The organism is Chryseobacterium sp. c4a (genome assembly GCF_009900745.1).
Taxonomy (GTDB): domain Bacteria; phylum Bacteroidota; class Bacteroidia; order Flavobacteriales; family Weeksellaceae; genus Chryseobacterium.
Map to the genome: position 1 here is coordinate 14147 of NZ_WXVU01000003.1, position 12461 is coordinate 26607.

General features: G+C 36.4%; 11 protein-coding genes and 4 tRNA genes. 12 read left to right on the forward strand and 3 right to left on the reverse strand.

Annotated elements, in window-relative coordinates; all coding sequences use genetic code 11:
- The first annotated feature begins 5 nt into the window (after positions 1-5).
- The 11 genes from GTR01_RS06105 to GTR01_RS06155 all read left to right on the forward strand — a co-directional run bounded on the left by GTR01_RS06105 (position 6) and on the right by GTR01_RS06155 (position 8306).
- Positions 6-1292: an N-acetylmuramoyl-L-alanine amidase gene (locus tag GTR01_RS06105; protein ID WP_185155099.1), complete on the forward strand. Its 1287-nt coding sequence runs from the start codon at positions 6-8 to the stop codon at positions 1290-1292.
- A 58-nt stretch (positions 1293-1350) separates the two neighbouring features.
- Positions 1351-1422: transfer RNA gene (locus GTR01_RS06110), tRNA-Glu, on the forward strand.
- A 526-nt stretch (positions 1423-1948) separates the two neighbouring features.
- Positions 1949-2269, forward strand: a complete 321-nt coding sequence (locus GTR01_RS06115) for a hypothetical protein (RefSeq protein ID WP_160136982.1) — start codon at positions 1949-1951, stop codon at positions 2267-2269.
- A gap of 66 nt (positions 2270-2335) precedes the next feature.
- Positions 2336-2590: a 30S ribosomal protein S20 gene (gene rpsT / locus GTR01_RS06120; protein WP_002983073.1), complete on the forward strand. Its 255-nt coding sequence runs from the start codon at positions 2336-2338 to the stop codon at positions 2588-2590.
- A 10-nt stretch (positions 2591-2600) separates the two neighbouring features.
- Positions 2601-2672: transfer RNA gene (locus GTR01_RS06125), tRNA-Glu, on the forward strand.
- A gap of 81 nt (positions 2673-2753) precedes the next feature.
- A tRNA-Glu gene (locus GTR01_RS06130) sits at positions 2754-2825 on the forward strand.
- 64 nt (positions 2826-2889) lie between these two features.
- Positions 2890-2964 (forward strand) — tRNA-Glu (locus tag GTR01_RS06135).
- 359 nt (positions 2965-3323) lie between these two features.
- Positions 3324-4094 (forward strand): T9SS type A sorting domain-containing protein, encoded by a 771-nt coding sequence (locus tag GTR01_RS06140; protein WP_160136983.1) that lies wholly within the window; start codon positions 3324-3326, stop codon positions 4092-4094.
- Between the two features lie 202 nt (positions 4095-4296).
- Positions 4297-5076: a T9SS type A sorting domain-containing protein gene (locus GTR01_RS06145; protein ID WP_160136984.1), complete on the forward strand. Its 780-nt coding sequence runs from the start codon at positions 4297-4299 to the stop codon at positions 5074-5076.
- Positions 5077-5172: 96 nt separating this feature from the next.
- Positions 5173-6750 carry a T9SS type A sorting domain-containing protein gene (locus tag GTR01_RS06150; protein WP_160136985.1) on the forward strand — a complete coding sequence of 526 codons (1578 nt, stop codon included), beginning with the start codon at positions 5173-5175 and terminating at the stop codon, positions 6748-6750.
- Positions 6751-6866: 116 nt separating this feature from the next.
- Positions 6867-8306: a LamG-like jellyroll fold domain-containing protein gene (locus GTR01_RS06155; protein WP_160136986.1), complete on the forward strand. Its 1440-nt coding sequence runs from the start codon at positions 6867-6869 to the stop codon at positions 8304-8306.
- 296 nt (positions 8307-8602) lie between these two features.
- Here GTR01_RS06155 and GTR01_RS06160 read toward each other — a convergent pair whose 3' ends face one another.
- Complete coding sequence (locus GTR01_RS06160; RefSeq protein WP_160136987.1) at positions 8603-9160, reverse strand: hypothetical protein; 558 nt, start codon at positions 9158-9160, stop codon at positions 8603-8605.
- A gap of 13 nt (positions 9161-9173) precedes the next feature.
- Positions 9174-10124, reverse strand: coding sequence for a hypothetical protein (locus GTR01_RS06165; RefSeq protein WP_160136988.1), 951 nt, complete (start codon positions 10122-10124; stop codon positions 9174-9176).
- A 112-nt stretch (positions 10125-10236) separates the two neighbouring features.
- On the opposite strand from GTR01_RS06165, the gene GTR01_RS06170 reads away from it, so the two are divergent.
- Positions 10237-10431, forward strand: coding sequence for a hypothetical protein (locus GTR01_RS06170; RefSeq protein ID WP_160136989.1), 195 nt, complete (start codon positions 10237-10239; stop codon positions 10429-10431).
- Positions 10432-11044: 613 nt separating this feature from the next.
- Here the strand turns inward: GTR01_RS06170 and GTR01_RS06175 are convergent.
- Positions 11045-12406 carry a hypothetical protein gene (locus GTR01_RS06175; protein ID WP_160136990.1) on the reverse strand — a complete coding sequence of 454 codons (1362 nt, stop codon included), beginning with the start codon at positions 12404-12406 and terminating at the stop codon, positions 11045-11047.
- Positions 12407-12461 lie beyond the last annotated feature (55 nt).

Genomic DNA, 12461 nt, shown 5'->3' on the forward strand with positions numbered 1-12461 from the left:
GTAAGATGCACAAACAAAATTTTAAAATAATTTTATCATTTCTCCTTATCCTAATCAGCAACTTTTTTTTCTCTCAAAAGAAGTTTACTATAGTTCTTGATGCGGGACACGGAGGTAGTGATCATGGAGCCAACAGGACTTATTCCGACATTGGAAGAATTGCAGAAAAAGACATTACACTGGCTATCACTTTAAAGGTAGGAGCCATGCTTGAAAAAAACAGAGACTTTAAGGTAATCTATACCAGAAAGATTGATGAATATCCTTCTTTATCTGACAGAACAAACCTTGCCAACAGAAGTAAAGCGGATCTTTTTGTATCTATTCACTGTAATTCTTCTGCAAGACCTACAGCTTATGGTACGGAAACATATGTACAGGGGCCTAACCAGAACAATGAAAACCTGGAAGTTGCCAAAAGAGAGAATGATGTAATCTTTTTGGATGAAAAAGATAAGCAGATCTTCGGATCTTACAATCCTGAGTCTCCCGAATCTTTAATTGCCTTGAAACTTCAGCAAAGTAAATATCTTGAATCCAGTCTTCTTTTAGGCGGATTGGTGGAAGACAACTTTGTAAATAAGGATAAAAGATCTTCCAGAGGAGTTTTCCAGAAAAACTTACACGTTCTTCGTATGAATGCCATGCCTTCTGTTTTGATTGAAACAGGCTTCATCAACCACCCGGAAGAGAGTCATTATATTGCTTCTGAAAAGGGGCAGAGTGAAATTGCCGAGAGTATCTATAATGCCATCATCGATTATAAAAAAGCAGTTGACAGAAAATCCGGAGGTTCTATAGCCATGAAAAAACAGGAACCTGAAAAACCGGCAGAAACTCCATTGAAGAACGATTTCAGAATATTATTGATGAGTTCTCCTACGAAATACAATGAAAATGATCCCGCACTTAAAGGCTTGAATTACGTTCTTACGATCAAGGAAAATGGACAATATAAATATTACTATGCGGTAACCAATATGGCTTCTGTAAAGGATATCAACCTTAAAACTGCTAAAGACGCAGGATTTAGAAACGCATTTGCGGTAGGATTTATGCCAAACCAACGAATCAGTATGGGATATTACACCATAGAGGTTTATTCGGGAGAAAAACTGAACGGAAATTCCTATATCCTGCAAAACCTTAAAGATGTAGAAAGAGAGAAAGACAGTGGCGTTTTCTATTATACTTATGGTAAGGTTTATACCCTTGAGGATGCTGTAAAGTTACAGAAAGAACTTGAAGGTAAAGGAATTAAGAATACCGTGATTCAGAAAGTTTATAAATAGTTAAAAAATAATTTTGAAGTTTCAAAAGCTTTTTCTACTTTTGCAACCTCAAAATTAAGGCCTATTCGTCTAGTGGTCAGGACTCAAGATTTTCATTCTTGCAACAGGGGTTCGATTCCCCTATAGGCTACACTTCAGGAGAAATGATATCATAATCATTTCTCCTTTTTATTTTAATACACCTCTATTTATTGGGAAGTATTGCCTGGTATTTTTCGATAAGACAAGCACTCCTTTTCATTTCATCTATTCGAAACCATACATAAGCAGTCTTTTTTAGCATTGAATCCTTACAGCCTTTATTCATACAATTGAAGGTTATAAAAGGAGACTTTTCATCTGTAAATTGAGGCTAACAATAGCTGTTTTTTTTCTTTTCAGCCATTATTCTTTGTTATTTCAAACTACAGCAATAAAAAAACACCTAATTATAGAATACTGAAACACTGGTACTTATTATTATACCTATAAAAATATCGCACCTTTTTCTCTAAAAAGTCATTCTAATTACGGTATATCTCACAAAAGTATTATATTTGCAAAAATTTTTTAATAAATTTAACCATAATTGATCAGTCGAATATGGTTACACTGATGAAAAATATTATTGATAAACCCAGGTCTGTAGTGATCTACAGGCTATCAAATTTTATATCATGCCGGATTTAAAAATACAAGAAGCGAAATTGCTTTTTAAGAAAATCCACTCTAACCCAAAAAGTTATGATTTACAAATCAATGAAGACGGGATTACAGGCAAGGATGATAAAATAAGTTTCAGACTTTATAGGACAGGAGAAAGGGTTGCTTTTGAAGTAACAATAGATGGACTTACTTTCACCAATACTACTGGAGAATGGAACAACGCACTGATCATGTTGGGAAATACGATCAAAAAAATAGAGAAAGAACAAGAAAATTTAAAAATAGAACAAGCAATAGATAAGCTTAGAAAGTACCTTTCAGAAGAAAATTAAAATTTTTCAAAATAAATTTGGTAGTTTAAAAAAAAGTTTATAGTTTTGCACTCACATTTGAACGATATGGCAAATCATAAATCAGCACTAAAGAGAATCAGACAGAACGAAACTAGAAGACTTCGTAATAGATATTATCACAAGACTGCTAGAACAGCATTGAAAGCCTTAAGAAATGAGGAAAACAAAGCTGCTGCAACAGAGCAACTGCCAAAAGTTATCGCTTTATTGGATAAATTAGCTAAGAAAAATATTATCCACAAAAACAAAGCGGCTAACTTAAAAAGCAAATTGACAAAGCACGTTAATAAATTAGCGTAATAAGTATAGCGGCCCGTTCGTCTATCGGTTAGGACCTCAGATTTTCATTCTGGTAAGAGGGGTTCGATTCCCCTACGGGCTACTTAATTTTTAAAAGCCACTGAAATTTTACAGTGGTTTTTAAAAAGAAAGTTGCAAAGCTATCACTTAAAATAATCTAACCGGCCCGTTCGTCTATCGGTTAGGACCTCAGATTTTCATTCTGGTAAGAGGGGTTCGATTCCCCTACGGGCTACAAACTAAGAGTTGATACTTATAAAAACAAGACTAACACATTACTCCGGTAATGGAAGATAGAGGGCCCGTTCGTCTATCGGTTAGGACCTCAGATTTTCATTCTGGTAAGAGGGGTTCGATTCCCCTACGGGCTACCAAAAAGGACTTTTTCGAAAGTCCTTTTTTCGTTTTTATACATCTCTCCTATCTTTTTGGGGATTCAGTCTACTCCATTATACTATAAAACGAACATGATTGGGATGAAATGTACACACCAATCTAATCAAAAAGCGAAAAGAAACACCTTCCCGCTTTCATTCGAGACTTCTTAATATCTTTTAGGCTTCGATCAGCCTTTGTATTTAACATTCATCATTCTCTCCGTCCTCACTCAAAACCATTTATTTTGCGGAATATTAAATTTTATTAAAAAAATCACCAAAAATGGAAATATTATTTTTCACATCTTCTTTTATTCCTTAAATTTGAATAAAACTATTCATCCAAAATCAATAACATGAAATTTAATTTACTTTTGAGAAATGATTTCTCTTTAAAAGGTGCTCTTGTTGCATTGCTTTTATTCTTCACACAATTTTTATTTGCCCAGAACAGAATCTATGCTCATGCTCAGAGTTCCGGTGTATTTGGAGTTGCATGCTTAGGCTGCCGGGTAGATAATCCATTAAATGCCGTTGGAGGAAATGAAGATGACTATTCCACCATGGTATTAGGAACAGCATTATTGGGAGGAATTCAGCAAACATTAATTTTTCCTGATCTAAGAGCTGACACAAGACTTGTAGTAGGTATCGGAACGGATAACATTCCTTTATCTGTACAATTATTAAGTGGTGTAACCCTTGAAACCATGAACGGAGGAACATCTAATGAAGACCGAAGAACGATAGACATAAGTCTTTTAAAACTGGGAGCAACTCCTAACAGAGGTACAATAGAATTTAAACCTGCAAAACCTTATGATGGAATCAGAATTGGACTAACCGGAGGAGTATTAAGTCTTGGCGGCGGATTCAGAATTTATTACGCCTATCAGGATCCTTTGATTCAATTATTGGCTCATAGCCAGAATGGACAAGTAACTTTAAGTGGAAATGTAAATGTAGAAGATTCCGAAGTTGCTTTAACGAATACTTCAGGAAAAGAGGTCTACCGTTCAAAACTTAGAAGCAATACATTTGAGTCTAACCAACCTGGAGGTGTTTACATCATGACTCTTCAGACTAAAGAAGGCAAAACTTATTCTAAAAAAATTATAATTAAATAAATAAACGATCAAAAAAACGGCAGTCTTTTTAAAGGCTGCCGTTTTTTTTGCCTACAAAGCTATTCTATATTAATTTATAAACAATAATTTTAATTAATTTAAACAATTTATCAATACATATTAAAAAATACAAATAAAATAAACAACATAATTATTTTATTTATAAATTTACACTAAACTGGAAAACCAAAATTTTTTATATATGAAAACTAATTTATTATTGAGTTCGCGCGCATTGAAAGCCGTAGTTTTTGCTTCATTCCTATTTTTGGCAGGCGGAAAGTCTTTCGCCCAGATCGTAAAATACTATGCTAACGCCCAGGAAAGTAAAGTATATGGTGTCTGTATAGGATGCGGAGTGGTAAATCCATTGAATGCCATTGGCCCTAACGAAACTGACTATTCTGTATTACAGGTATCTATTGGTTTGTTAGCTCGTACTGAACAAACCTTGATTTTCCCTAACAGTGCATACACTAACAAATTGGTGATTGGTATTGGGTCTAATGGGACTCCTCTAAGTGCACAAGTATTAGGAGGCGTATCTATTGAGACATTCAACGGGGATGTTTCCAACAACGACTACCAAAACCTAAACAATGATATTTTAAAGCTTGGAGCCGGTGATCCAAGCAAAGGTGAAATTGAACTTACCATGAACAAGCCTTATGACCGTATTAAGATTAATGTAAATGGTGGATTATTGAGTTTAGGAGGAGAGTTTAGAGTATATTACGGATACCAGTACAAAGATCCTTATATCAGCTTAATGGCTCATGCTGAAAACGGGCAGATCACACTGGATAAAAATTTAGTATTGGACGGTTCAGAGGTAAGTCTTATCAATACTTCCGGAAAAGAGGTATTCCGTTCCAAACTGAAATCCAATACGTTTGAAACAAGACAGCCGGATGGCCTCTACATCCTCAACCTTCAGACGAAAGAAGGCAAAACATACTCCCGAAAAATTATGATCAAATAAACAAAAGCTTACAACCGGCAGACTTTAAAGTCTGCCGGTCTTATTTCATACCCATCCCTACGGATGAATTCTATTGTCATCATTAAATCTCAAAATATGAAAACAAGTTTATTACCAGATCAATACCCAATAAGGGTATCCTTATCCGTTTTATTTTTTTTTCTGATGAGTATATGGTATTCTGCACAGAATAAAAAATACGCCAACATTGAGAACCATCAGATTTCTGGCATTTGTTTAGGATGCAGTGTTGAGAATTCACAGCATGCAACAGGAAATAATGAAAATGATTATTCAACCTTAAAAATTGGCATCGGAGTTCTCGGCAAAGTTGAACAGACCTTAATTTTCCCACAAACTGTTACTAAAAAACTGATTATTGGTATCGGTTCAGATCATATTCCGCTATCTGTTTCTTTACTCAATGGAATCACTGTGGAAACCATGAACGGAACTATATCCAACAATGATTCCAGAGCGATAAATGGTAATATTCTTAAAATAGGCACCGAAGCCAGCAAAGCAATGATTGAATTGAGTCCTGCCCAGGGATATGACCGTGTCAAAATAAGTTTGAATGGCGGACTCCTTAATCTAAGCGGTGGACTCCGGATCTATTATGCTTATTATGAAGAACAATGCACGATTCCTTTTACGCCTATTCATCATTATTCACTTAATGGAAATACATTGGATATGCCTGGTGGAAATATTAATCTCATCCGTGTAGGAAGCCATGAGGAAGCATATTCAAATAATATGATCTGTGAGCAGGGGTTTACTTATTCATCTCCGGATTCCACGTATGTATTCAAAGCAAGTGATTTTTTAAATGTTCCATCTCCAAGAAGTCCGAGAACTGTTTCTTTTTGGGCACGTATTGAACAGGGAGGATCTGTAAGTCTTACTCTATACGGTGAAAAAATAAAAATAACCTCAGACAGTATTGTCATCAAGCCCGTCAATGAGAATCATAATTTTGATAAAAGGATCTTCGGAAGGATGTTTAGAAAAAATCCTGCTACTGCAGGAGCTTTCAATTTCTATGTTATTAATTTCAACAATGATCCTACTCCGCCTTATACCACAAACAGCAACTTTTACCAACCTAATGACAAAACTTTCCCTCCTTATTACCCGGTAGATCTGAAAATTTCTGTTAATAGTCAATCGTTACCTGGTTCATTCAATTTCTTTAACAATGGAAATATATTGAGTACTTATCCTACGACTATTTACACCACCCATTGGGCACCTTATTATACCCAAGGAGCAGATCTTATAAACAATGAGTTTATCATTTCATTGAAAACCTCACAAATTGACGAATTTTTCATTTTCGACAGAAAGTTTTATCCTGAAGAACTTTTCAAAGCTTATTCGTCGAGTCCTACTAACAATTCTGTTACCACAAAAACGGCTTCCATAAACGAAAATAAAATATTTACAATTTCACCTAATCCTACTTCCGGCCAGATTACCCTAAACGGAAATATCCCATTGGCTGGTTCTGAGATTTCCATCAGAAACACATCAGGAACGGAAGTCTATCATTCTCTTTTCAGATCCAAAACTTTTGAGCTACCTGTTTCTATTCCGGGAGGCGTTTATATGCTTACCCTGCAGACTCAGGATAAAAAGATCTATACCCGAAAGATTATCCTGAACCGATAAACTTGGTGAAAAGAGGAGCTCCTCTGCTGGTTCCTCCTCTTTTCACTTTTCAATAACATCAAATTTTACTATATGAAAAAAAAAATTCCTGTCAGTGTTTACTACCGAGAATCGCATTGGCAACCTTAGTATTTCTTACCAAAACATTTTTATATGCCCAACTGGAAAAGACATATATCAGTGGGCAAAGCAAACAGGTTTATGGAGTTTGTTTACTCTGCTCTGTGGAAAACCCACAAAATATAATAGGGAATAATGAGAATGATTATGCCACCTTAAGAATACCTGCCGGAATTTACGGTAGAATTGAACAAACCTTTATTTTACCTGCATTGTCCCCAGCCTACAGGAAAGTCACAATAGGAATAGAAACTCCTAATGTATCCATCAAAGAACAAGCGAAAAGGGAGATTTATATTGAAACATTTAATGGAATCTCTTCAAACAATGATCGCAAAAGGCTAGACAGCAATATGCTTAAACCCGGTTCAGATCCGCAAAAAGGAACCATTGAGTTCCCTGTTACCCAAATGTTTGACCGAATCAAGCTCACCGTGCATAGCGGACTTATCGGCTTGGGGGAAGAACTTAGAATTTATTATGTTCAGCAGCTTCCCACTCAATTTACAACATGTGGCAACCCACCTCTGGATCCGTTTTATTATTACACTTTCAATAAAGAAGATAATGATACAGTTTTTGGGAATCCACAAGATGTCATCAGAAACAAAATATTTCCCGCTCCATCTTCCGCTCCCATCTTTCATAACAATCTAGTCTGCCAAGAAGCACTTAGCACTGGTACAATTCCATCTTCTTTTGAAATGTTTATTGACCCTTCCCTTTCACAAGGTTCAAAGACCATCTCCTTCTGGGCAAGAATGGAAAAGCCGGGTGCAGTTTTCGGTTTTTTTGGTTTTAATCTACAAATTGCAGTAAATTCTTCAAAGGTTATGGCAGAACAAGTTCCTTTGGATGGCCCAATACAGGCTGAACAGATGAATACTCCCGGACAATTAAACCATTTTACCATTGTTTATGATGATACCAAAAGTCTCTGTATCTATAAAAATGGATCACTAGCCACCCCTTCAACCCCTGGTGAACAGAGATGTATAAATGCAAATCCGGATATAGGAAAGATTGATTTGGTAAGTATGACTCTCAGAGATGCAAAAGTTGATGAACTTATCATCTATAAGAGGGCGCTAAGTTCTGCTGAAGTCTCGGCATTAGCTTGTTCTTATGGCATCCTACCTGGTTGTGAATCCAATGTGAACAAGAATACCCATTCAGCAATGCAGACATTGCCTGCAAAAGAAACTTTCACCGTTTCTCCCAATCCCACTTCCGGGCAAATTTCTCTTGAAGGAAGTATCCCATTGGCTGGTTCTGAGATTTCCATCAGAAACACTTCGGGAACGGAAGTCTATCACTCCCCTTTCAGATCCAAAACTTTTGAACTGCCTGTTTCTATTCCGGGAGGCGTTTATATGCTTACCCTGCAGACTCAGGATAAAAAGATTTATACCCGTAAGATCATCTTAACTCGATAATAACAAATATATCTCAGGTCTTTGCGTGAAAGAATATTTGCAAGTTCAATCAATCACTACACCTCGTTCAGGATAGCAGAAACCTCTTTTAACGATAAAAGCTTTCTTTTAAATTCTTGTTCCTTCATCAATAAGTTGATTAATGGTCAACTTATTTCAGGACAGGACAGAAGCATAAAATAAGCCGTCTCCAGAATGAGACGGCTTATTTATTTGATTTTTTGAATCTTATTAATCCAACTTTAACCGGATATCTTATTTATTTTAGAATATGTGTAAGGTTAGATATGGCCTGATTAATTTATCTTTACCGGAATAGTACATGACGTTCCTCCTCCTGTTAAGGTAAAGTTTACATTTCCAGATGCAGTAGGGGTTCCCACGACATTCAATATAAAATCAATTTTACCGGAATTCACACTCTGAGCTCCGATAAATCGAACCCCGTTCACGATATTGGTTTGCAAACTTACGGCCCCCGGTTCACTCACATTAAGAGTGATTCGAATATATCCTGAAGCAGACATATTCACATTTAAGTAAGAATTATTAACAACTGTAGTGCAATCCATGGTAAAAACAGCAGGCTTAATAGACTGAAAGTTTCTCCATTGTGTTCCGTCCCAAAAGTTGGCTCTTTTAGTATCTGTATTCATAATCCACATACTGTTTTCTGATGGCCCTAAATTCATTCCATTTCTGGTAACAGTATTTATTCTTGGAAAAATCATTCCTTTATTGTTTGCCTTTACTTCTAGTACTGATTTCATATTGGGTGATTCTGTACCAACTCCTACTTGAGCGCCGAACAATGTAAATCCAGCAATTCCTATTAATAACAAAAGCTTTTTCATAAAGTAAATAATTTTAGTTAACAGGTCCGGTTTTAATTGCCCATTCAAAAATATTCATATACAATTTTCCAAAAATATTGGCAGCTGTAAGGGTAGAGTTCCCAGCCCAATCTATATTTCCCAGAATAATGTAATTATCTTTCATAACAATTAAAGCTACTGTACTATTGGCACCACTTCCATAGGCTAATACTTTCCCCTCTCCCAGCACTGCTGACTGGTTAGCCCCTGAACCCGCTGCAGGGAATGCCTGAGATCTGAGATCTCCAAAACTTCCGTTAAGAGGGATTTCGTTTTCGGCTGTAAAGACTCCGGACTGATTTCCATAGTAGGGACCTGCGTATCCTAAAATATTAGCAAAAATAGCATGATCACTATCATCAGCATGAAAAATAGCTACTCCTTTGTGATTATCAACCCATGCTCTTATAGCTTGTATCTTATCATTAGCTGTGCGCCAGTCATTGGTAGCAGGCCATCCACACCATAAAATATCCGCGGAATTAAGTTTGTTGGTAAAGCTTGCTAAACTTTCACTTGCAGTACCTTCCACATAATTGAATCCTGCAATTTTAACGGTTCCACTTGGTGAAAAATTACCTGCCAATGTTGTTCTTAAAGTAGAGGTAAATGAATTAGAAGTTGGCCCCAATGTGGAGTTCCAGTATTCTGGCAATAAACTCATCACCGTATAAACTTTAGTAGCACGGTCAATAATTTTAATGGTCACAGAACAGGTATTCGGAGGTGTCTGAGTATCTGTAAAAGTAAACACTGCATTATTGTTAGCGGCTGTTGGAGTTCCTATAGCTGTTAACTTAATCAACTGAGGGCCGAGAGCGGTAATATTTCCGGCCCCTGAGTAATACACTCCCGAAATGGTATTACTCTGCAGGCTCCATGTTCCTATAGTTGATGCATTAATTTCCAGTGTGATAATAGACTTTGCGGGCTCGCCAACCACAAGATTAGAAGAAATTGAGGCTGTACTGCAATTAATGCTAAAAGTACTTTGCCCTTCTGCATTTCCACATGCATCGTACCATTGGGAGCCATTCCAAATATTATAGCATTTTGTGGTGGTATTAAAAACGGTAAGCCCAATTTCGGTGGCACCTAGCCCTGAAATATTGCTTATTTCTGTTGTAGACAGCCTTGGCAGCAGGACTCCTTTATCCGTAGAGACAACATCCAGTATGGATTTTGGGTTAGGTGTACCTGTATTAACTCCTACCTGGGAACTTAAGATACAAAACAGTAAAGATCAATAATAAGGTTTTTTTCATGTTTTTATTATTTTAATATTAGTATATTTTTATTGATAATAAATTTGTTTTATATCTAGGATTCAGAAAGTACACATCCGTCTGTATTTCATTTAAAATCAATATCATTTCATCAAAATACGGTGTGATATAAGAAAAAGGAGAAAAATAGAATCTTGAATTAAAATATCCTCACCATTAAATATATAATTTATTTTTAAACTATATTTTACAAAATTCACAACAATAATTTCATTTAACCCACATCATTGATTATTTTTATTAATAATTTTATAAAAAATGTATTTCATTTTTTATACTCCCAAAAATCAACCTATTCCATAGCTACCTCAAAAGCATAATAAGAGTGAAGTATCAATACTACATATATCCTACAAAGTTTTCGAATATTGCTTTTAATAGGACATAATACGTGATCAACGTTATTCAACATATGATAATTGGATAGTCAGCAAAGTAGTATTAATAAGGCAGGTTATATAGAACCTGCCTTATCGCACTTGTGTACCATTAAAATAGACTTGTGATGTTAAACCAAAACTGTTTTACGATTTTCAGTGCCCAAACAAATATTAAACTAGAAATATACACTCATGAGTTACTGCATCATCCATGCTACTGCATTAGCATATAAAATACTGTTATAAACTATTGAGGAAGCTGAAGTTCCTGTACCAAAATTGATCTTTGGGATAGGTTTAGCGGATGCATCTACTCCTGCCGGATATGATGTTGCTGAAGTATTGGCTGATGCTCCTAACGGGAATCCACCATCTCCCCAAAAGAATAATTTGTATGTTTTATGAACAAAACCAACGATCTGACCGTTGTTTGTGGATAAAATGTCAACATTTGAACTGTTGATATTCGCATTAGTATAAGAACTGGAATCATCATTATCATCCCCTACCAATTTTCCTCTTGCATCTCCAAAGGGCCCGTTCAGGATAGGATGACTAAGATTAGCGATGGGCTTAACCAGTCCAGTAGCGGTAGCTGCATTATGAGTGGTGGTTCCCCCAAAGATCTGATTCAGCAACTGATTAGGCTGTGCCTGCTGCAGGAAGATCATTGCCCGGCCACCTTTATCCAGATAATTTTTAAGGGCAACTGCATCTGCTGCATTAGACGTATAATCCCATGTAAAAATAATTATATAAGGATTGTATGTGGCAATGTTTGTAGCAAGGTTACCCTGTGCAGTACCTATAGACCTGATATCAAATCCTTGGGATGGAACAGTTCCTGTAGGACCAAAATTTGCTAATGACTGCAATATCGTTGTAGGAGCTGTTGTATTTCCCGGATTGGGTGTATACATCCCTCCACCCAGAGATAGAATCATTCTTTTGGGAATCACCCCTGAATTTACATTCACAGAAAAACTGCAGGACTGCCCTGCGATATTTATTGTGAAAGAAGCAAGTCCTGCTCCGGATGGAGATCCCGAAATATTGAGAGAAATACTTCCACTCCCATTCGCCAATGTTCCCGCTACAGCCGAAGCTGTAAGGCCTGAAACTCCTGAAGAGGCTGCTGCTATTGCCGGATAAGACTGCCCCGTTGCGTTTGTATAATTAATTATTTTGGTACCACTAGACTGGGCCCCTGTAGTGAAAGTTCCATTAAGAGAACCACTGGAACAATCTAAAGTAAAACCAGGGCCAGGCGTAGGCCCACATTGATCACACAAACAATTTGACCATCCTGTAGATTTAAAAACTCTTACACAACTCAGTGTGGAATCATACATAATTGTCCCTATGGCAACATCACCTCCTTTGGGATTGATCATGTTTTTAGGATCTGCATTGGTAGGAAGAACCAACCCCATATTATTGGTGGTTTCTTTATTGATGTCCAAAGCACCTCTGGGATTGGCTGTACCTATACCTACTTGGGAAAATAAAATACTCGTAAAGAATATTAAGGGTAATACATAATTTTTTCTGCTTTTCATTTGGTTTGATTTTGCAGCAAAAATATATTTTAGGTACTTCAATCTCCGAAAATAC

What these genes read in the sequence shown, in the direction of transcription:
- GTR01_RS06105 (WP_185155099.1), top strand. Translation starts at nt 6, where the DNA reads ATGCACAAACAAAATTTTAAAATAATTTTATCATTTCTCCTTATCCTA.
- GTR01_RS06115 (WP_160136982.1), top strand. Translation starts at nt 1,949, where the DNA reads ATGCCGGATTTAAAAATACAAGAAGCGAAATTGCTTTTTAAGAAAATC.
- rpsT (WP_002983073.1), top strand. Translation starts at nt 2,336, where the DNA reads ATGGCAAATCATAAATCAGCACTAAAGAGAATCAGACAGAACGAAACT.
- GTR01_RS06140 (WP_160136983.1), top strand. Translation starts at nt 3,324, where the DNA reads ATGAAATTTAATTTACTTTTGAGAAATGATTTCTCTTTAAAAGGTGCT.
- GTR01_RS06145 (WP_160136984.1), top strand. Translation starts at nt 4,297, where the DNA reads ATGAAAACTAATTTATTATTGAGTTCGCGCGCATTGAAAGCCGTAGTT.
- GTR01_RS06150 (WP_160136985.1), top strand. Translation starts at nt 5,173, where the DNA reads ATGAAAACAAGTTTATTACCAGATCAATACCCAATAAGGGTATCCTTA.
- GTR01_RS06160 (WP_160136987.1), bottom strand. Translation starts at nt 9,160, where the DNA reads ATGAAAAAGCTTTTGTTATTAATAGGAATTGCTGGATTTACATTGTTC.
- GTR01_RS06175 (WP_160136990.1), bottom strand. Translation starts at nt 12,406, where the DNA reads ATGAAAAGCAGAAAAAATTATGTATTACCCTTAATATTCTTTACGAGT.